The sequence below is a fragment of the Autumnicola edwardsiae genome (assembly GCF_031846505.1).
Classification (GTDB): domain Bacteria; phylum Bacteroidota; class Bacteroidia; order Flavobacteriales; family Flavobacteriaceae; genus Autumnicola; species Autumnicola edwardsiae.
This window is the reverse complement of record NZ_JAVRHP010000059.1, coordinates 1-20,988: the sequence shown is the minus strand read 5'-3', so window position 1 is coordinate 20,988 and position 20,988 is coordinate 1. Positions and strand designations below refer to the sequence as shown.

Genomic DNA, 20,988 nt, shown 5'->3' with positions numbered 1-20,988 from the left:
TTTACTCGATAATCGAGATTTTAATGCTCCTAGGCTTGCCTCGAAATTGAAAATTATTTCTTCTTAATGCTTCGTGGGCTCGTCCCGAAGCAGTTTACTTCAGAATAAAACTACTTAAGATTTCTTATTTCTTCCAAGATTTTATGCCCTTTAAAAAAATTGAATAACCTAAGGTCGATAATTGCCTTTTTAAAGGGTGCACGTATTTTACTCGATCTCGTAATCAAGGCGCATCGTGATGGAAGCGGTTTTCTTTTTATCGGCAGTATTATAGGCACCGCTCCAGCTGTAATCTTCACCGCTGTTTTGGCCGGTGATCTGGAAAACGCCCATATTTGCATTTTTTAAGTCTCCCAGGCTGCCGCCGCTGTTCTGCGCGATCTTTTCAGCTCTTAAACGGGCGTCTTCAGTAGCTTTAGAGATCATTTCAATCTTAAGATCGGCAATTTTAGTGTAATAATATCGTGGCGGAGTAGAATTAAACTGTACACCTTTATTCAGCAACTCGGTAATTTCCCTGGAAACACCTTCAATAACTTCCACTTCATAAGATTCAATTTTTACCGATTGAATCAGCTCATAACCTTTAAAAATGCTGCCCACATAATTGCCATTTTGATACTGGTTTTCCTTTTGTTCAATGGTTTGAACAGAATTAAAGACGATATTTTCCTGCTTTATTCCGTTGTCTAAAAGGTACTCCCTTACCGTTTCTTTGTCTTCATTAAATTCTGTGTAAGCTTGTTCCAGGTCTGGACTTACTCTGCTAAACTGGCCTTCCCAAACAATAAGATCTGAAGTGAAATTTTCACTACCCGAGCCGGTTACCGATATTACACCGTCCGGATTAGCGCGGCTTACGTATGCATTTCCCAGGAATACTGCAGCCACAACAATAGCAACTGAGAAAATAATGGCACTTAGGTATTTCATAATTTGAAGATAAGATGGGAATAAAGGTATAAAATAGTAGGATTGCTATTTTATTTTTGCCTCAAATTATTACTTTTGCGCATGCAAAATAACGTACTTATCCTGGACTTCGGCTCGCAATACACCCAGCTCATTGCGAGGCGCGTAAGAGAATTAAACATTTACTGCGAAATTCATCCGTTTCATAAGGTTCCCGAGGATCTTAGCAGCTTTAAAGCTGTGATCCTTTCCGGAAGCCCTTTTTCTGTTAGAAACGAAGATGCTCCACATCCCGATCTTTCAAAAATAAGAGGATTGGTTCCCATTCTAGCTGTTTGTTATGGAGCGCAGTATTTTGCACATTTTCATGGCGGCAAAGTAGAAGCTTCAGAAATAAGGGAATATGGAAGGGCAAACCTTTCAGTAATAAAAGATCACGAACCGCTTTTCGCAAATATCCGGGAAAATTCCCAGGTTTGGATGAGCCATAGCGATACTATAAAAGAATTGCCTACAAACGCGGTGAGGCTGGCCAGTACAAGCGATATTTTAAATGCGGCTTACAGGATTGAAGGGGAGCAGACTTTTGCAATTCAATTTCATCCTGAAGTTTACCATTCCAAAGATGGAAAGCAGTTATTGGAGAATTTTCTGGTAAAAATTTGTGGTGTTGAGCAATCCTGGACCCCGGGAGCTTTTGTAGATTTAACTGTTTCAGAATTAAAAGAAAAAATAGGTAATGATAAAGTAGTGCTGGGTTTAAGCGGCGGAGTGGATTCTTCTGTTGCGGCTGTTCTTCTGCACCAGGCCATAGGAAAAAACCTGTACTGTATTTTCGTAAATAACGGTCTTCTTCGGAAGGATGAATTTGAAAGTGTCCTGCATCAGTATAAAGATATGGGGCTTAACGTAAAAGGAGTCGATGCTTCGGCACGTTTCTTGGGTGCACTTGCGGGAATAAGTGATCCCGAATTAAAGCGTAAAGCTATAGGGAACACTTTTATTGAAGTGTTTGATGATGAAGCGCATGAAATCACAGATGTGACTTACCTGGCACAGGGAACAATTTATCCAGATGTGATCGAATCTATTTCGGTAAACGGCCCTTCAGTAACTATTAAATCGCATCACAACGTTGGCGGTTTGCCAGATTTCATGAAGCTGAAAGTTGTGGAGCCCTTACGAATGTTATTTAAAGATGAGGTGCGAAGAGTAGGAGCAGAGTTGGAAATAGATCCTGAACTTTTGGGAAGACATCCTTTCCCCGGGCCGGGACTGGCAATAAGAATTTTGGGTGATATTACTGAAGAAAAAGTTAGGATTCTTCAGGAAGTAGATCATATCTTTATACAAGGCCTGCGTGACGCGATGCTGTATGATAAAGTTTGGCAGGCGGGAGCAATTTTACTCCCCGTACAGTCGGTAGGAGTGATGGGTGATGAACGTACTTATGAGCAGGTAGTGGCTTTAAGAGCTGTAGAATCTACAGACGGTATGACGGCAGACTGGGTGAATTTACCTTATGAGTTTTTACAAAAAACGTCCAATACAATAATTAACAGAGTAAAAGGCGTTAACAGAGTAGTATATGACATTAGTTCCAAGCCGCCTGCCACAATAGAATGGGAATAAATTTGCAGACAAGGGACGATTAAAGAAGATAAGATGAAGTACATTTTTGCGTTATTTTTACTGTTTCAGGTTTTTACTGCTGAAGCTGTAGCACAACAGTTTAAATATCATACTGTAACTTCAGGCGAGACTGTAAGTAGTATAGCGCGCTCCTATAATATTTCTACTGAAGATATTTTTAAATATAATCCAGATTCAAAGAACGGGATTGATGTTTCCGCTAAACTGGTGATTCCTCTAAATGCTTCTGAAATACAGTCTTCGAAGGAAGGAAATACAACTGCAACCAGCTTCAGAACGCACAAAGTAGCCAAAAAAGAGACACTTTACGGGCTGTCTAAGCAGTATAATGTAGAGATTGATCAGATTAAGCGCTACAATAAACATTTGTATGCTGAAGAACTTCAGACGGGGGAGGAGATAAGAATTCCTGTTATTTCTGAAGCGCAAACAACGACTGCACAGGTACCGGAACCGGTTTCTGCACCACAGCAGCAGCAAAGTTCAGGTGTAGATCCTCAGGAGACGAAAAATACCCGGGAGCATGTGGTCATTCCGAAGGAGACAAAGTACGGTATTGCTCGTAAATACGGTCTTACCGTTCAGGAACTTGAGGAAATGAACCCTACTGTAGACGTACTACAGCCGGGAATTATGCTGAAAGTGGGAACAAATGTTCTTGAAAATGAGCCGGTAGTTATAACTGATGAAACTTTTGAATTTTATGAGGTTAAACCGAAGGAAAACTTTTTCCGCTTAACACGAAAATTTGGGATAGACCGTGACTCATTAATTGCGCTAAACCCTGCATTAAAAGATGGTGTAAAATCGGGGATGGTCCTAAAAATTCCTGCCGATCCAGAATCCGGGGAAGGCGATTTTGATTTTGAAAATTTTGAAGATGCAGAAGATACCAATGTAAACCTTAAAAATTCACTGACCAATTTTAGTACAAAAGAGCTTGTGGTGATGCTTCCATATAATCTTGATAAAATTGAGGCAGACTCTACAGATACCTATCAGAATGCAATCTTAAACGACAGGGTGTTGCGTATTTCTCTCGATTTCTACAGCGGAGTCTTAATGGCGGTAGAAGAAGCGAAGGAACTTGGAATTTCTACAAATCTTCGTGTTTTTGACACAAAATATGATTCACAAAGTGGTGCCCGGGAGGTAAACAATATTATTAACAGCAATAACTTCAGCGATGTAGATGCCGTTATAGGTCCGCTTTTACAGACTACCACAGAGGCAGCTGCTGCAAAGCTTTCCGGAGCAAATGTGCCGGTGGTAAGTCCGCTAAGTAATAAGCAAATGCGGCCGTATTCCAATCTCTTCCAGTCGCGTCCAACAGATGATATGCTGGCCGAGGCGATGGTTAATTATCTTCAGCAAAATTCAGATAACAAAAACGTGGTTGTGATTGCCGACGGAAAGTCTTATGGCATAAAAAGTGAACTTAGTAACGCTCTTCCCCAGGCGAAATTTATAAATCCCGGAAATGGATATGTTTCTGAAAGTGCTATGAACCAGGTTCTTTCCCCCGATCGTGAAAACTGGGTTGTCTTGGAGTCAGACAACGTTGGGATTTTGAGCAGTGTCACTTCGGGGCTTAACCGGCTTGCACGAGATAAAAATATTAAGCTTTTTACCACAAAAAAAGGCAGTGGTTATGATAATGATAATGTTTCCAATAATCATTTGGGAAGGCTTAATTTTCATTATCCTTCTGTAGATAAAGAACATAATCAGGAAGATTCGAAGGAATTTATAGAAGAATATGTAGCGCAGTACGGTATTGTGCCTAACCAATATGCAGTTAGAGGCTACGACCTTACACTGGATGTTTTACTTAGGCTGGCGAGTGCCAGGGATCTTTATGATTCTTTTGCCAGGTACCAGGGCTATACAGAATATTACGAAAATAAATTTCATTATGTGCCAATTTCGGGTGGAGGTTTCCAGAATGATGCGGTTTATATAATGAGAGTAAATCAGGATTTAAGTTTAAGTGTAGAAAATGACTTCTAAAGTAACTTATAAAGGCGGATTAAGAACTGAAGCGGAACATCTAAAAAGTGGTTCCAAGATCATTTCAGATGCTCCTATAGACAACCATGGCAAAGGTGAGGCTTTCTCGCCAACAGATACTGTTGCCACCGCATTGGCATCTTGCATGCTAACTGTAATGGGCATTAAAGCTGAAGAAATGGATCTCGACCTAAGTGGTACGAATGCTTCAGTAACTAAAGTTATGGCTGCCGAACCACGTAGAATATCGAGAATAGATGTGGTAGTTGAATTCCAAAGAGATCTTCCGGAGAAGCAGAAAAAGATATTGGAGAACACTGCTAAAACCTGTCCCGTGCTCAACAGTCTTCATACGGATATTGAAAAGAATATTTCTTTCCGGTATAGCTAAATGAAAAGCTTTTTCCTTACTCTTTTTCTTGTTTGCACCTCTTTTGTTTTTGCTCAAAATGAAAAGGAAAAAATTCAGTGGGATAAAAACACGCCGCTTACCTGGAGTGATTTTAGAGGTGAGCCCTCTTCCTCCAGTGATTTTAAGGCAAGTACAAATTCGGGAATGTCCATTTCCTGGAGTTTAAGTAAGAGCGGGAATAAGGTGGTTTTAGAAGATTATGAGGTGATAGCTAATTTTTATCCCGACCAATCCTGGAAAAAAGAAACCATTAAAAAGAAGGAGTATATCCTCGGCCACGAACAACTTCACTTTGATATTTCTGAACTGCATGCCAGAAAATTACGTAAGGCCCTGGCAGGGTACGAAGGTGGAAAAAATATACAGAAAGATCTTACTGCTATTTATAGAAAATACGAAAAGGAGAGGGTGAGGATGCAAAACATGTTTGACGCCGAAAGTGTTCACAGCCGGGTAGAGGAGGAGGAATTAAAGTGGAGGAGGATTCTAAAGCAGCAACTTGAGAAATACCAGAATTACGCTCGCTGAATAAGTCAGGATAATTTTTCCTTAAATTTACATACTTAAAATTTTAAAAAGAGGTGGCGCTTATTAAAAAGAATGGGAGGAAGCCTCTTTTTGAGAACTTTTAAATTCTTCAATGATCTCGCTTACAATATCGGCAGCCGGTTTAATCTCATGAATTAAGCCTGAAATTTGCCCAATTTCGAGTTCTCCATTTTCAAGATCACCTTCAAACATTCCTTTTTTTGCACGTCCGCGGCCCAGGAGTTTGAGCAGATCTCCTCTGGCGGGAGCTTTTTGATAAAGCTCTTCAATTTCGGTGTAAAACTTATTCTTTAGTAGCCTTACCGGTGCTAATTCCTTTAATGTGAGCGTGGTATCACCTTCCTGAGCTTTAATCACCATTTCCTTAAAATCGGGATGGGACGAGGCTTCGGGAGAGGCTACAAATCTGCTTCCTACCTGCACAGCCTCGGCGCCCAAAACCATAGCGGCAAGCATTCCGCGGCCAGTGGCAATTCCTCCCGCGGCAATAAGCGGAATTTTCAGTTTTTCCTTTACCATGGGGATTAGCGTAAACGTAGTTGTCTCGTCCCGGCCGTTGTGGCCACCTGCTTCAAAACCTTCAGCAACAACGGCATCTACACCGGCTTCTTCAGATTTTAAAGCAAATTTTACACTGCTTACCACGTGTGCTACTTTTATACCCTGCCCCTGTAAATGCTGTGTCCATGTTTTGGGATTTCCGGCCGAGGTGAACACAATTTGAACACCTTCATCAACAACAATTTTCATGATTTCCTCTACATTGGGGTAGAGCAGGGGGACATTCACAGCAAAGGATTTACTGGTAGCAGCTTTACACTTCTGGATATGCTCTCTTAAAACTTCAGGATACATAGAGCCGGCACCAATTATTCCCAGTCCGCCAGCATTGCTCACTGTCGAGGCGAGCTTCCATCCACTTGCCCAAACCATTCCCGCCTGGATTAGCGGATATTTTATATTGAAAAGTTCAGTAATTCTGTTTTCAGGCATATTGCTTCAGTTTAAAATCTCCTTAATTCAACGAAATTAAGAAATAACACCGGAACCTAGTAACTCATCTCCGTCGTACCAGGCAACGAACTGGCCTTCGGTAATCGATGCCTGATTTTCTTCAAAAACGACATAAAGACCATTGCCGGTTTGATGAAGCGTCGCATCCTGCAGCGGCTGCCGGTAACGTATCCTGGCTTTTACCTGTAATTCCTCATTATCTTTCAGTGCGAGGTCTTTGCGTACCCAATGCACTTCTTCATTGTTGACAAACAAAGCTTTCCTGTAGATACCAGGATGGTTTTTTCCCTGTCCGGTATAAATCACGTTTTCCTCGACATCTGTATCAATTACAAAAAGTGGCTTCGGAGTACCACCTACGGCCAAACCTTTGCGTTGACCTTTAGTAAAATAATGTGCTCCCTGATGTTTTCCCACCACTTTACCATCGGTTGAAGCATATTTATACTTCTTAGACAGGTGCTCTAATTTGTCAATTTTCGACCTATAGTCTGCTTTGTCTTCAGCATAAAGCTCTTTTTGAGCATCAATTTCTACAATAGCACCTTCTTTTGGCTGCAATTTTTGCTGAAGAAAGTCCGGAAGCCTTACTTTTCCTATGAAACAGAGGCCCTGGGAGTCTTTTTTGTCTGCAGTAACCAGATTTTGCTCCTTTGCGATCTTACGGACTTCAGATTTTTGCAATTCTCCAATAGGGAAGAGGCTTTGTGACAATTGTTCCTGTGTTAACTGGCATAAAAAGTAAGACTGGTCTTTATTGGCGTCTTTTCCTGCCAGTAACTGGTAAATTGTTTCCCCGTCTTTCTCAATTTCTGCTTTTCTGCAATAATGCCCGGTCGCTACGTAATCTGCACCCAGCGAGAGGGCAATTTTCATAAAAACATCAAATTTGATCTCCCGGTTGCACAGCACGTCGGGGTTTGGAGTTCTTCCGCGCTCATATTCGTTGAACATATAGTCTACAATACGCTCTTTGTATTGCTCGCTTAAATCTACCGTCTGAAATGGAATGCCGAGCTTATCTGCCACCAGCATCGCATCGTTGCTGTCATCCAGCCAGGGACATTCGTCTGAAATGGTCACGGAATCATCATGCCAGTTCTTCATAAACAGTCCTATGACTTCATAGCCCTGTTGTTGCAGCAAATAAGCCGAAACACTGGAATCTACACCTCCTGATAAACCAACAACTACCTTTTTCATTTTTGTATGCTATAATTTGTATTGAAAGTCGGAAAAGTGATCGCAAAATTACGAAATAAAAAAGGGTGACAAAAGCCACCCAGATTCAGTTTTTAATTGTTTCCCTATCTCTTTTCGAAGACGATATTTGTGTTTTCGGTCATTAAAGCGTCTGGATAAAAAGTAAACTCCGAATAATCATCAGAAAATTCAACAGTTCCTTGTTGAGATCCTAACAAAGGTATTCTAAATGTATATTTTGATCCATCTCCGCCGCTCCAGGTTCCTTCTTCACTATCTACGGTACATCCCGCCTGGGTTTGCGTGTAATATTCAGAAAAAGCGGTGTTATCACTATTAAAGGTGATTTGTGACTGCGAACTACAATCGTTAATGCTCACTGGGAAATCTCCTGCATTGTTGATTTCAGCGATCCCCCAGGTACCCAGGATTTGGTCGTCTGAATTTACACTGGCGTCATCGTCGTCACTGCATGAAGATAAAACTGCGAGCGACATAAATAGTATAAATATTTTTTTCATAACAAGTAGGTTTTTGTTTAGGTGTAAATATATTGGAATTTTAGGAGAGCTAAAATTCTTTTTCTTCTGTTAACTTTTTATTCTCATAATATTTCCAGTTTCCTTTCTTTTGATCCTGAGCATATTGTCCTTCTATGATTTTTTCACCTTTACTATTGTAATAGAAAACCGGACCATGTAATTCACCATTTACGAAATGCAAATGCTGCAGCAGCGCACCTCCTTCAGCATAAACAAAACTTTCACCGTGTTTTTTGTCGTTTTTATATTCCGTTCTTTCAGCTAGATTTCCATTTTTAAAAAATGTTTTCTGAAGGCCATTTAATTGGTCATTCTTGTACGCTTCAATCATCATCGTGTCCTGCGAAGCCTGATGGAAATAAATCCATTTACCCTCCCGCTTCTTGTCTATCATCTTACCAGTACTAATAGGCTCTCCTTTTTGGGTGTAGTAGGTGACTTTTACAGAATCCAGTCCTTTCTTAAAATTCATTATAGCAGAAGGATGTAGCGCAAAACCCTTTTTATAGAACCGGAATTCTCCAATTTCTTTTCCGTGCTCAAAATTGCCTTCAAATTTTAGCTGCGAAGTCCCTTCAAAATTCACCGCCCATTTCCCATGTCGCCTGGATTCGGAATCGAGCTGGTTTGTTTTTTCCTGAGCGTACATTTGCAGCCCTGTGAGAAAAAGGAAAATCAAAAGTGAGAATTTTTTCATTTTTGTTTTTCTTCTATTTGCCTTTCTGAATAAAGAACTTGCGAAAAGGATATTTATTTTCTGGTTTATAAAAATTTACTGCATTCGAGATGGTTTGGCTAAGCTGAATCTAATTGTAAGTTCTGCTGAAGTACGGGACTAAAGAAGAGCTGAAGTGGAAGAAGTATTTTCTTTATACTTAAAACTTCACAATATGTAATTTTTGGTCCTATTGAAAAAGCCCGGTTCGCCGGGCTTTTTACATTATCTCTTTCCTTTTTTCTGCTGTTCTTCAGCCTGTTCCATCATCTCCTGCATCTTCCTGGTAAACCTGTTTTGTTTTTTAGGCTTCTTCTTGTTGGCCTGAATCTTAGCATGAATTTTTTCGTCATCTATAATAACATGCTTAATTACCAGCATAATCCCAATGGTAATAAGGTTGGAAGTGAAATAGTAGAGGGAAAGTCCGCTGGCATAGTTATTAAAGAAGAAAAGCATCAGTAACGGGGAAAGGTACATGATGAACTTCATGTTAGGCATTCCCGGCTGTTGATTTGCCTGCATGGTCTGGCCCGTAGTCATCGTCATGTAAATAAAGATGGCAATAGAAGCCAGTATGGGGAATAAACTCACGTGATCGCCATAAAACGGAATGGTAAACGGAAGTTCTGCAATAACATCATAACTGGAGAGGTCATCTGCCCATAAAAATCCTTTTTGACGCAACTGGAAAGCACTGGGGAAAAATTGGAACAGCGCATAAAATACAGGAATCTGCATTAAAGCCGGAAGACATCCACTCATGGGGCTGGCTCCTGCCTTGCTGTACAGCTTCATAGTTTCCTGCTGCTTTTTCATTGCATTGTCCTTGTACTTCTCGTTTATCTCGTTTATTTCAGGACGTAAAACTTTCATCTTCGCCTGTGATAAGTAAGATTTATACGTGACTGGGGAAAGGACAATCCTAACAACAATCGTCATTACAATAATTGCAATCCCGTAGCTTGGAAGGAAACTACTTAGAAAAGCAAAAAATGGTATAAAAATATATTTGTTGATCCAACCAAAGATCCCCCATCCAAGCGGAACAATTTCATCTAAATTACGGTCGTAATCATTTAGGATCTTGTAATCTGTGGGACCATAATACCAGTTCATGTTATAATTTAACTCCCCGCCATTGAGTTCCAGTGGAAGACTGGCAGCAAATTGCCTGGTATAAAGTGTGTCTGTTTCTTCATCTTCAACGAGATTTTCAGTTCTAAAACTTCCTCGTTCAAAAGGATCGTCTGTTAGCAGGATAGAAGAGAAGAAATGCTGCTTAAACGCGACATAACTAATATCTTCTTCCTCATCTGTCTCTACATCACCACCTCCAAGGTTATCATCCTTATCACCTTCATACTCATAGATAAGGTCGGTATACCTGCTTTCGTAAGAAATACTTTTAGCGTGGCGGTAGCCTTTTAACTTCCAATCCAGATTGATGTCCTGAGAACTGTTTAAAACATCATTAAGTCCCTGCGATCGGATGCTGAAATCCAGCATATACTCCCCGGGCTTCAGTACATAACGGTACTCCAGAAATTCATCTTCAGAAACTTTTAATTTCATTGAAAGTACCTGGTTATCACCATTCTGACTTACTTCAGGTTCAAAAAATAAATTCTGAGTATCCAGTGTGCGACCATCAGTAGTGGAAAAATTTATATTGAAGGAGGCATTTTCATCCTTAATAAGATATACGGGAATAGAATCAAAAGTTTTGAAGTTTTTAAGCCTTGCTTCAGAAATATATCCGCCTTTATTGTCTATAGTCAACTCCAATACATCATTGGATATGGTCGTAGCGTTTTGGGAAGCTGATTGCAAAGTAGCAGAATATCCAAAGGCCCCAAGTCTCTTTTGAGCCTCTGCCAAAGCTGTAGAATCCTGCCCTGTACCCGCCAAATTATCTTCTGTAGTGGCAATCCTGTTTGTCTGTTGATCCTCTAGGCCTTCAACCTGCTCGGTTTCCTGGCTTTCTTCCAGTGCTGTTTCTTCTGTCGAATTATTGTACAACATCCATAAAAGGATTGCACCAATAAGTAAAAATCCAATTATAGATTGAACGTCTATTTTCTTTTCTTCCATGCTTAATGCTATAGCAAACCATCATTCAAAAAGATGGCCGTTTCTTAAATTTATGCCAACTTGGCGTTTTTCTTTTTTGAATAATTGTAAGCGGCATTTATGAAGCCAACAAATAAAGGATGTGGGCTGGCCACTGTACTTTTATATTCAGGGTGATATTGTACCCCTACAAACCAGGGATGATCGGTAAGTTCAATCACTTCTACAAGACCGGTGTCGGGATTAATTCCCGTTGCAGCCATTCCTGCTTTTTCCAGTTGTACCTTATACTTATTATTATATTCGTAACGATGCCGGTGCCGCTCCTTTATTTGGGTTTTGCCGTACACTTTTTGGATAACAGATCCTTCGGTAAGTTTGCAGTCCCAGGCTCCCAACCGCATTGTACCACCCATATGGGTGATATTCTTCTGCTCTTCCATAATATCAATAACAGGATGTTTGGTATTGGCATCCATCTCGGTAGAATTTGCATTTTTCAATTGCAAGACGTTTCGTGCAAATTCAATAACTGCCATTTGCATGCCCAGGCAGATGCCTAAAAATGGTAAATTATTCTCGCGGGCAAAACGTACAGCATCAATTTTACCTTCAATTCCCCGTTCTCCAAATCCGGGTGCTACAAGAATCCCGTCCAGGTGCGATATTTTATGCTGAATAGTATTTTCATTAATAAATTCTGAATGAATACTTTCTATCTTCACCATCACTTCGTTTTCGGCCCCTGCGTGAATAAATGATTCCAGAATAGATTTGTAAGAATCCTGAAGTTCCACATATTTTCCAATAAGGCCAATCCTAACTTCTGCTTTGGGATTTTTATGTCGTTTTAGAAACTGATTCCAACGTTCCAGATTCGGAGTTTTATCATCTGGCAGGGAAAGTTTCTTCAGTGTTACCGCGTCCAGGCCTTCTTTAAGCATCATGTTGGGAACGTCGTAAATCGTATCTGCATCGATAGATTGGATAACCGCCTCCTGGCGAACGTTACAGAAAATTGCCAATTTTCGACGTATATCATCAGAAAGCTCATGCTCTGTCCGGCATACCAGGATATCTGCTTTTATCCCGCTTTCCATTAGCGTTTTAACGCTGTGCTGAGTGGGTTTTGTCTTAAGTTCACCCGCAGCAGAAAGGTAGGGGACAAGTGTAAGATGTATTACCAGGGCATTGTCGTCCCCAAGTTCCCATTTTAGCTGTCTTACCGCCTCTATATAAGGCAGCGACTCTATATCTCCAACTGTACCACCAATTTCAGTAATGACAATATCAAAATCTCCGTTTTTACCGAGGATCTGAATCCGTTCTTTAATTTCATTGGTGATATGCGGTACTACCTGTACGGTTTTTCCAAGAAATTCCCCACGGCGCTCTTTTTCTATAACGCTCTGGTAGATCCTTCCGGTAGTTACATTATTGGCCTGCGAAGTATTCACGTTCAAGAAACGCTCATAGTGCCCAAGGTCAAGATCTGTTTCGGCACCATCTTCAGTCACATAACATTCGCCGTGTTCGTATGGGTTTAATGTTCCGGGATCCACATTTATATAAGGATCTAATTTCTGAATTGTGGTTTTAAAGCCACGCGCCTGTAAAAGTTTTGCCAGAGATGCTGCAATTATCCCCTTTCCTAAAGAAGAAGATACGCCGCCGGTGACAAAAATATACTTGGTTTCGGCCATGTTTAGGGTGTTTATTGTGTCTTTAATTCAGGGCGCTAAATTACAAATAAGAATAGAAAAACCGGGCAATATAAGAAGCTAATATTTAGAGTTTGTTAAGAAAAAACAGCACTAGAGAAGGAAGAACTATTTAGGGTAATTTTTCCTGATTTTTCTAAGGATGCCTTCCATTCCGTTTACCTTAAGTTCATAAACCTGTTGCATTTGTGCGCCAAGTTTTCCTTCGGGAAAGCCTTTTTGTTTGCACCAGACCATATAATATTCGGGAATATCAGAGAGAAAGTAGTCTTTGTATTTCCCGAAATACATTTTTGCATGTGCGAGTTCAATAAGGGCTTTATGATCGGGTTTTACTTCCAATGTTGAGCATTTTAAGTTGAAAAGATCGAAAATTGCCTTTTTAGGACTATTGCTTTAAATAGGAAGAAAGAAGCATGAATTTTTGCTTATTCAGAGGTTTTACCACATATTCCAGGACGCATGGATACTCAAGAGCCTTTTGCTGGTCTAGCTGACTTGTGCTTGAAGTGAGTACAATTGTTCTGTGTTTAACACCCTTGCGGCGCATTTCATCAAGAAACTCCCATCCTGTCATTTCCGGCATGTTAAGGTCAAGAAAAATTAAAGCCTCTTCTTTTTCCTGTTCTACTATGGCAAAAGCTTCAACGGGATTAATGAAATCCTGAACGTTTTCTTTGTAGCCTTCCAATTCAAGCAATTTTCTTGTAATAAAATTTGCAATGGGTTGATCGTCTATGAGATATATGTTGCTCATGTATTTTCGGCTTTTAACTTAACCAGTTCCTGGGAAGCCATTTCAATAACTTCTTTTAGAACGAGATCCATTTCTTCTACAGAGGTGGCTAATTTAGGAATTAATTCCGTGCGACAGGTTTCATCGTCAAAAACTTCAAACAGCTGAGTTATACCCTGAATCCTTGAGAGCGGTTCCCTCACGTTATGTGCGTTTAAGGCAGAAATATGAAGCAGTTTTTCGTTCTTTTCTACAATTTCCCGGGTTCGCTTCTCAATAGTTTGTTTCTGATTTTCTACAATTTCCTTTATCTGAAAATTCTGCTTTTTAATAGTATCATAAGCTTCAGAAAGCGATTTGTTTTTTTGAGCTAACTGATTTTTAAGGAAGATTTCCTGAAGTTTGGCTTCAAGACAATCTGTCACGAGCTTTAAAATTTCAACATCGGCATAAGAAAACGGTTTTTTTTCATCTGAAATAAGGGAAACCAGTACTTTTCTTGCATTTTTTTGAAATGACCACCCCCATAACTCCGGCTCCGCCAGTTCTTCAGTAGAATTTTTTCCATTTATAAGTTCCAATGGAATATTCGAAGTCTTTATAGGAACACCATTTTTAAGGAGTTCCTTTTCGTAAGGAAGGAGCGAATCTTCTTCAGTAATAGTATATGATACTTTATTTTTGTATATAGAAAGCAGCAAAAAGCGATCATCCTTTTCCAACACCATTTTAATTAAATGAAAATTAAGCAGGTATTTTAAATGTCTTCGTGTATCTTCTGCAACCTCCTGTAACGTTCCGCAGCGATTAATCCCATTGGCAAATTTAGAATAGGCCTCATAGGTTATGCGGTAGTGTTGTGCAGAATTATTGCTTATAGAAGCCATTAGAAGAAGCTTATTCTATGGTCTCCAACAACTCATTATCGATCTTTATTCCCGAAACGTCTGCTATGGTGTTAAGCATATTTACAAGGTCTGCCTGCGCCATAAGCTCCTGGATTTCCTTTTGTGAAAATCCCGCATCAAGCAGTTCTTCAAAATCATCATTAGATATCTGGTCGTGGTTAAGTGCAGCTTTTGTAACCACATTCACTGCCGTACGATAACTAATCGGCATGGTAGGGGAATTAAGATTCTCTGTAGCTTTAAAATTTTCGTCTTCAGAAATCATAGAGCTCATGCTATCGGCAAATATACCGTGAGCATGTGAACAATAATGGCAATTCCTCTTTTTTGAAACGTTATATATAATGAGTTGTTTGAGCACGTTTGGTACTTCCCCTTCCATTAAGGTATTTTTTAATTTACTCCAGTTGCCCTTTAAAAGTGTGGCATTACCGCCCTGGCATTTAAACCAGTTTAAAACAAACGGAAGTTGAAGAGTTTTTTTTGTGTCGTCGTAAATTTCCTTTACTTCTGGGGAAGCTTCTTCGTAAGATACCATGGGGTATCTCTCTGAAACTTCAGGATTTGTCGTTTCCATATTATGTAGGTTAAGATAAAATTTAATTTTTATTAAATTTCCGGGCAGGAAATTCGAGACCAAGATAGGATTTAAAATACAGAAATTAATTATTTCGCAATAATTTTAGGTTTTGTTTAATAATTCGCTCATGGATTAGACGCTAAAGCTCTTTGAGATGGTAAAATGCGAACAAAAATTGTCTTAGTTAAAGTAATGATAATTGCCGGGGGAAGTTATGCTCCTTTCTTAGTTTTAAATAATTTAGACTTCGATATTAACAAATAAAATTCTATGCGCATGGCCATTATAGGTTCCATTATTAAAAACTTAATAGATCTTAGGGATACCCTGGTGTCAGAGCCTGATGCCGGCAAGGCGCAACAGGACGAACTTGAGAAATTATTAAAGAAAGCTAAGGACACTTTATTCGGTATACATTATGATTTTAAAAGTATTCTGGAAGCCGATGATATTCAAAAAGCCTTTGCTGAAAAAGTGCCTTATTTTGATTATAATAAGTTGAATAGTGAGTGGTGGAGTAAAATGCACCAGGGAGAAGAAGACGTCACGTGGCCGGGAAAACCTCCTTATTTTGCACTAAGTTCTGGAACAACGGGGAAGTCCAGTAAAAGAATTCCTGTAACAGAAGATATGGTAGAAGCTATACGCAACGCAGGGATTAAGCAGGTGAGTGCATTAAGCCATTTTGAACTTCCTTCAGATTTCTTTGAAAAAGACATCATGATGCTTGGGAGTTCTACAGATTTGCATGAAGAAGGTGACCACATGGAAGGTGAAATTAGCGGTATAAGCGCCAGTAATATTCCGTCATGGTTCCAGGGGTATTACAAGCCGGGGAAGGAGATTGCCAAAATTGACGAATGGGATGAGCGGGTACAGAAAATTGCAGAAAATGCCCGCGACTGGGACGTGGGTGCCATTAGTGGAATTCCATCCTGGACAGAGCTTATGATGAAAAAAATAATCGAACATCATAAGGTAGATAATATTCATGAGATCTGGCCAAACCTCCAGGTTTACGCTTCTGGTGGAGTAGCTTTTGAGCCATATGAGAAGAGCTTTAATGCAGTGCTGGCCCATCCGCTGAAAGTAATAGACACTTACCTCGCTTCTGAAGGATTTCTTGCAATCCAGGAAAGACCTGATTCACATTCGATGAAACTGATCCTGGATAACGGAATCTATTTTGAGTTTGTTCCGTTTAAGCCGGAATATATTAATGAAGATGGTTCTTTAAAAGATGAAGCGCCTGTAATTCCCCTTTCTGAAGTTGAAGAGGAGCAGGATTACGTTCTGCTTATAAGTACGGTTTCCGGCGCATGGCGTTATTTAATTGGGGACACGGTAAAATTCACTGATGTTGAAAGACATGAGATAAGGATTACCGGAAGGACAAAATTTTTCCTTAACGTAGTGGGATCTCAACTTTCAGTGAATAAAATGAACGATGCCATACAGGAATTGGAAGAAAAATTTGATATCAAAATTCCTGAGTTTACTATTGCCGCTGTAAGGATAGACGGGGAGTTCTATCATTCCTGGTACCTTGGAACAGACTCTGATATTGAAGGTGAAAAACTCGCAAAGGCTCTGGACGAAGTACTTCAGGAAGCTAATAAAAATTACAAGGTAGCACGATCTAAAGCACTTAAAGGAGTGAAAGTGACTACTGTTCCGCCAGATTTTTTTCCGGAATGGAGTGGTGCCAACAAAAAGAAAGGTGGCCAGGTGAAGATGGAAAAAGTAATGAAAGAGGAGAAATTTGCAGAATGGGAAGCCTTCGTTAAAAAACAACTACAAGGTTAGTCCAGCTCTTCCACCAGCTCCATTATTTCTTCCTGGGAAAGATAAAGGCTCTTGATTCTGTTCTTGTACTTTTCCGAGAGGTGAGCGTGATTAAGTATAAAATCTTTGGTGGCGATTATATATTCCCCCATTCCGTGGTTAACAGCATAGGTATCTGCGGCTCTTTCAGCTTCACGAATGTAGCGTTTGGAAGTAACATACCGTACTCCAAACCAGAACATATTCATGGCACTACGGTTTTTATAGTCCATTATATGTCCAAGCTCATGTCCAATCCAACCAATTAACACGTCTGATGGGACATTGGTTACATCAAATTCCTGATCTTCTATATTAAAACGCTCGCTTATCATTATATAGTAAGAGCGCTTCCCTTTTCTTTTTAAAAAATCTCCGAACCTTGGCTGTGCCTGCATAAAGGACTTTTTAATGTTCTCTTTAAACCGGAATTCTATTGGGGTGTTTTTAAGCTCAGGGTAATGGGCAAGAGCAACGTAAACTTCTCTCCATATAACCTCTGGTACAATTTTATTATTAAATTTAAGGCTATCCTTTTGTTTCATATTTTGGCTATGTGCACTGGGTATAATCAGAAGAGCGAGAATTATCATTACCATATATAGATAGGTGTTCCCGGTACTGTTCAAAATAGTTGATTTGAGTCTTTAAATTGCTTTATATAAAATTAAGTAATATGCAATAGTTGCCGAAAGTACTGAAGTTAAATTGACCATAAAATCTGATAAACCTGTGGTGTTTACAGGGCCATACGTCTCGCAGGAGGCCATAAAAAAAGCCCTACATAAAATGTAAGGCCAAGAATATAGTATTTAAAACTAGTGGTTATGCTTGTTTAACATTAACCGCGTTTAATCCTTTTCTTCCTTCTTCGAGATCAAACGTTACTTCGTCATTTTCTCTAATTTCGTCGATAAGACCATTAGCGTGTACAAAGTACTCTTTGTTTGATCCTTCTTCTTTGATAAATCCAAATCCTTTTGTGTCGTTGAAGAATTTGACTGTTCCTTTATTCATTATAACTTAAATTTAATTTGGTCAAAGATAAATATAAATATCGATAAATCACTTATTTATAATTTTTTTTCAAAAAAACTTTGATAAAAGGTTTCCGGCGGGTTATACGATTGGATTTAAATAAAAAAGCAACCCAAAATAAGGTTGCTTTTTATGCTGGTATCTAATTTTGGCAATTATTGCCCCTGTAGCATTTCCTGCAACCTTTGTTGCATTTCAGGATTTGTCTGTAAGGCCATTGCGAGCTTTTCATATCTTTCCATAGTAAAGCCTTGATCTGTAATTACTTCTTCCATTTGCTCCTGAATTTCACCCTGCATTCCTTCGATTTTTTGGACTGTTGATTCATATTTATCCATTTCTTCAGCGCTTGCTTCTAATTCTTTGTTTGGATCCATAGAAGTCTGGTACATTTCATTAAAGCGTTGTATATCAAAGCCTTCACTTTCTACTACATCCACCATTTTCTGCTGGGCTTGTTGGTTCACCATCCTTAGGCCCTGGTAGGCTTCTGCAAATTTCGCAAGTTCCTGGTCATTTACATCTACTTCCACCTTTTGCTGTGGAGGCATTGGTTGCGTTTGCGCAATTGCACTCATAGAACCAACAACGGTCAAGAATATTAGAAGGCTTGCAATTTTTTTCATTTTAAGCATAATTAGAGTCTTTATTTTATTGAATTTTTTCAAACATATAAAAATGTGAGGGGCCTATAAAGGAAATAGAAGTTTTCTTCTCTTTTTTATCAGGAAATTAACAATGGATTAGCCGCTATGTTAATCATTATATACAGTTGCGCTTCATTCCTTTTACTAATAGATGTGAGAAAAAAGAATCTTTTTTAACGGATTACAGTTAAAATCCTCTGGCCGAAATTACCTCCAGGTTGATTGGCTCGCCGATTTCCTTTTCAATCTTGTCTTTGATTTTCCTTATTTCACTGCTTTGCAGAGTTTCTGAATTTACAAGGGTTAGGGAGACTCTTAACGTATCGGAAAATCTCACTTTCACGTCCCTTACAACCACATCATTTACAGTTGAACCTTCCAGTTTTTGTGTGATATTGGCTGCTTTTTTAATTCGGTTAAAAGAAAGGGAAAGTGGAACCATCACAAGGCCAATAACTACTAAAGTATAGATAAGCCCAATCCTGGCTCTTTTAAAAGGTGCAAAACCAAGTACCAGGAAAGTAATTCCCGCAAACATGATAATCCCGGCTAGGTTGGTGAGATAAAGCAAAAAAGCTCCTGAAAAAACCTCCCAGTCCCACCAGCCAATACCAATCCCGGCTACAGCTAAAGGTGGCACAAGTGCAACAGCAATAGCTACCCCTGCGAGACTCTTGGCAATTCCTTCTTTAGCATGTGCGTACGCAGCTGCTATTCCAGAAGCTACAGCAATGCCCATATCTAAAAGGGTGGGGGAGAGACGGGCGGCAATTTCCTCAGTGGTTATTTTAAGCGGAATTATAACACTAACCGTGGCGGCAAACAGAAGGGCAACACCTGTGCCTGTTAAAATAGTAAGTATACCCTGCTTGAGCATCCTGGGATCGTATCTTACCATTCCCATAGAGAAAGAAACAATGGGTGCAATAATGGGAGCAAGAATCATCGCGCCTATAATTACCGGTGAGGAGTCGGCAAAAAGGCCAAATGTTGCAATTAATGTAGAGAGAATCATCATCACAATGTACAAAGAAGTAATTTGAGAATTTTCCCTCAGTACTTTGAAAAGATCCTGAAATTCTTCAGTGGTAGCCCTTGGCAGGATTGGGATTTTTCTCTTTGTTAGTTCTTTCCGTTTTTCCCCTGTTGGTAACCCGTCGGTCTTAAGGCTCTTCTTTTGTTTGGTTCCATTTTCTGTGGTACAGTAAATACTCGCCTGTTGAATACAAAGAGCTTCCTGCTGGACTTTTAATGTTATTTCCTTAGCTTCTTTCTTTTCGCCATCCAGCGTGAAATCTACCGAATCAGGGTTTTCAATTTTCAATTCTGAGGTTCTCAGGTGTCCTATAAAGGATGGCAGGCTGCTTAATTTCTTCTGAAAAGGAATCAGGCTACGGAATAAAAACCATAAAAGTTCAAGCAGATTTTGCGGACTAAGAATAAGTGTATTGAACAGTCCGTCGTTCATAGCATTTTCAGAAATCAGGCGCTTGGCGACTACAGAGCTTAAAGGGTGCTCTACAACAACAATTCCCAGGGCAGAGGTGCTGATGATTTTTTCCTCACCGGCACGTATCGTAAATGCCTGGTGGGATAATGAGGAAAGGCTGCGGGTGTTTTTTAAGAATGAATAAACTTCAGAAAAGAAATTATTGGAGTTATTCTCTTTTGGGAATATAAAAACATTACCAATGTTAACCGATTGGAATACCGGAACGTTATTGCAGAACAACATATCCAGATGCCGGGTTTCCCTGGTCTCAACTACTTCCTGTATGGTAGTTTTTAAATCGTTAGATAATCCAAGCCCTTTTATGGTATGGGTATTTTCAGGATGCGGAAGAATCGCTACTTTCCACTCGTTATTTGCAGCCTGGGGTAAAAATCTCCGAAGGTCTTCACTATTTAAATAACAGCAAATTACATCATCTTCGACTGGGGAAAAATCCTTTGCCGGATAAGTAACAACTTTCGTTTCTTCGGATTCCAGTAGTGGCAAAACTTCCTCTTCTACCTTTTCCCGATCTTCGGATTGATATAATAAATATAGCATTGGCTATGTAAGGATTCTTTAGCCAAAATAAGACAATTTACTACCACAGGTCAAATTTTAACCTCAGTTTTGGAAATGAAAACGGGATTTTCAGACCTGGTTGAAATTAATTAAAATTTCTACACTATTCAGGAACCAAATCCTGAAGTCTAAACCACCTTTTTTCCGTAGAAGAAGTCTAAAGCTGCGGGGAATCAATAATAATCGTCTTTTCTCCTAAATCATCATACGAGAACGGGCGTTCATAGAAAAAATCTTCAAGCTCTTCTCCATTATTCACCGCCCTAAGAAGGTAGGGAGCTTCAGTTTCAAGATCGTAAAATATGGTTTCCTCCCCGGCATCAATCATTCCGTTATTTACAAACCCACGCGTATCTAAAGTATTGTTGAAATAAATA

General features: G+C 39.6%; 21 protein-coding genes. 5 read left to right on the top strand and 16 right to left on the bottom strand.

Annotated features, from left to right (window positions below; translation table 11 throughout):
• Window positions 1-207 precede the first annotated feature (207 nt).
• The gene (locus RM529_RS11480; RefSeq protein ID WP_311484941.1) at window positions 208-933 is read right to left on the bottom strand and encodes an SIMPL domain-containing protein; all 726 of its coding nucleotides are present in this window, start codon (window positions 931-933) and stop codon (window positions 208-210) included.
• Window positions 934-1,014: 81 nt separating this feature from the next.
• Between RM529_RS11480 and guaA the strand changes: the two genes are divergently transcribed.
• The 4 genes from guaA to RM529_RS11460 are packed head-to-tail and all read left to right on the top strand — an operon-like array spanning window position 1,015 to window position 5,515.
• A complete protein-coding gene (gene guaA / locus RM529_RS11475; protein WP_311484940.1) occupies window positions 1,015-2,544 on the top strand; it encodes a glutamine-hydrolyzing GMP synthase in 1,530 nt (509 codons plus the stop codon).
• 33 nt (window positions 2,545-2,577) lie between these two features.
• Window positions 2,578-4,575 (top strand): LysM peptidoglycan-binding domain-containing protein, encoded by a 1,998-nt coding sequence (locus RM529_RS11470; protein WP_311484939.1) that lies wholly within the window; start codon window positions 2,578-2,580, stop codon window positions 4,573-4,575.
• A complete protein-coding gene (locus tag RM529_RS11465) occupies window positions 4,565-4,966 on the top strand; it encodes an OsmC family protein (protein WP_311484938.1) in 402 nt (133 codons plus the stop codon). The genes RM529_RS11470 and RM529_RS11465 overlap by 11 nt, the downstream gene beginning before the upstream one ends.
• Entirely contained in the window at window positions 4,967-5,515 is a 549-nt protein-coding gene (locus tag RM529_RS11460; protein WP_311484937.1) for a DUF922 domain-containing protein, read from the top strand.
• Between the two features lie 63 nt (window positions 5,516-5,578).
• Here the strand turns inward: RM529_RS11460 and RM529_RS11455 are convergent, their stop codons facing one another.
• From RM529_RS11455 to RM529_RS11410, 10 genes are all read right to left on the bottom strand, one after another.
• The gene (locus RM529_RS11455) at window positions 5,579-6,529 is read right to left on the bottom strand and encodes an NAD(P)H-dependent flavin oxidoreductase (protein WP_311484936.1); all 951 of its coding nucleotides are present in this window, start codon (window positions 6,527-6,529) and stop codon (window positions 5,579-5,581) included.
• A 36-nt stretch (window positions 6,530-6,565) separates the two neighbouring features.
• Complete coding sequence (gene mnmA, locus RM529_RS11450; RefSeq protein WP_311484935.1) at window positions 6,566-7,753, bottom strand: tRNA 2-thiouridine(34) synthase MnmA; 1,188 nt, start codon at window positions 7,751-7,753, stop codon at window positions 6,566-6,568.
• A gap of 104 nt (window positions 7,754-7,857) precedes the next feature.
• The gene (locus RM529_RS11445) at window positions 7,858-8,274 is read right to left on the bottom strand and encodes a lipocalin-like domain-containing protein (RefSeq protein ID WP_311484934.1); all 417 of its coding nucleotides are present in this window, start codon (window positions 8,272-8,274) and stop codon (window positions 7,858-7,860) included.
• A gap of 49 nt (window positions 8,275-8,323) precedes the next feature.
• Window positions 8,324-8,992, bottom strand: coding sequence for a toxin-antitoxin system YwqK family antitoxin (locus RM529_RS11440; RefSeq protein WP_311484933.1), 669 nt, complete (start codon window positions 8,990-8,992; stop codon window positions 8,324-8,326).
• 243 nt (window positions 8,993-9,235) lie between these two features.
• Complete coding sequence (gene yidC / locus RM529_RS11435) at window positions 9,236-11,104, bottom strand: membrane protein insertase YidC (RefSeq protein ID WP_311484932.1); 1,869 nt, start codon at window positions 11,102-11,104, stop codon at window positions 9,236-9,238.
• Window positions 11,105-11,154: 50 nt separating this feature from the next.
• Complete coding sequence (gene pyrG, locus RM529_RS11430) at window positions 11,155-12,786, bottom strand: CTP synthase (protein WP_311484931.1); 1,632 nt, start codon at window positions 12,784-12,786, stop codon at window positions 11,155-11,157.
• A gap of 126 nt (window positions 12,787-12,912) precedes the next feature.
• Window positions 12,913-13,146 (bottom strand): DUF3820 family protein, encoded by a 234-nt coding sequence (locus tag RM529_RS11425; protein WP_311484930.1) that lies wholly within the window; start codon window positions 13,144-13,146, stop codon window positions 12,913-12,915.
• A gap of 46 nt (window positions 13,147-13,192) precedes the next feature.
• Window positions 13,193-13,561 (bottom strand): response regulator, encoded by a 369-nt coding sequence (locus tag RM529_RS11420; RefSeq protein ID WP_311484929.1) that lies wholly within the window; start codon window positions 13,559-13,561, stop codon window positions 13,193-13,195.
• Window positions 13,558-14,427 (bottom strand): histidine kinase, encoded by an 870-nt coding sequence (locus RM529_RS11415; RefSeq protein ID WP_311484928.1) that lies wholly within the window; start codon window positions 14,425-14,427, stop codon window positions 13,558-13,560. The genes RM529_RS11420 and RM529_RS11415 overlap by 4 nt, the downstream gene beginning before the upstream one ends.
• Before the next feature lie 10 nt (window positions 14,428-14,437).
• Window positions 14,438-15,025 (bottom strand): carboxymuconolactone decarboxylase family protein, encoded by a 588-nt coding sequence (locus RM529_RS11410; protein WP_311484927.1) that lies wholly within the window; start codon window positions 15,023-15,025, stop codon window positions 14,438-14,440.
• A 279-nt stretch (window positions 15,026-15,304) separates the two neighbouring features.
• On the opposite strand from RM529_RS11410, the gene RM529_RS11405 reads away from it, so the two are divergent.
• Entirely contained in the window at window positions 15,305-16,834 is a 1,530-nt protein-coding gene (locus RM529_RS11405) for a GH3 family acyl-acid amido synthetase (RefSeq protein WP_311484926.1), read from the top strand.
• On the opposite strand, the gene RM529_RS11400 is transcribed toward RM529_RS11405, so the two are convergent.
• From RM529_RS11400 to RM529_RS11380, 5 genes are all read right to left on the bottom strand, one after another.
• Window positions 16,831-17,397 carry a hypothetical protein gene (locus RM529_RS11400; protein WP_311484925.1) on the bottom strand — a complete coding sequence of 189 codons (567 nt, stop codon included), beginning with the start codon at window positions 17,395-17,397 and terminating at the stop codon, window positions 16,831-16,833. The genes RM529_RS11405 and RM529_RS11400 overlap by 4 nt on opposite strands.
• Window positions 17,398-17,677: 280 nt before the next feature.
• Window positions 17,678-17,869, bottom strand: coding sequence for a cold-shock protein (locus RM529_RS11395; protein ID WP_311484924.1), 192 nt, complete (start codon window positions 17,867-17,869; stop codon window positions 17,678-17,680).
• A gap of 176 nt (window positions 17,870-18,045) precedes the next feature.
• Window positions 18,046-18,516 (bottom strand): DUF4168 domain-containing protein, encoded by a 471-nt coding sequence (locus tag RM529_RS11390; RefSeq protein ID WP_311484923.1) that lies wholly within the window; start codon window positions 18,514-18,516, stop codon window positions 18,046-18,048.
• Between the two features lie 208 nt (window positions 18,517-18,724).
• The gene (locus tag RM529_RS11385) at window positions 18,725-20,590 is read right to left on the bottom strand and encodes a TIGR00341 family protein (protein WP_311484922.1); all 1,866 of its coding nucleotides are present in this window, start codon (window positions 20,588-20,590) and stop codon (window positions 18,725-18,727) included.
• 178 nt (window positions 20,591-20,768) lie between these two features.
• On the bottom strand, window positions 20,769-20,988 hold a 220-nt coding region (locus RM529_RS11380), incomplete at its 5' end, for a hypothetical protein (RefSeq protein ID WP_311484921.1).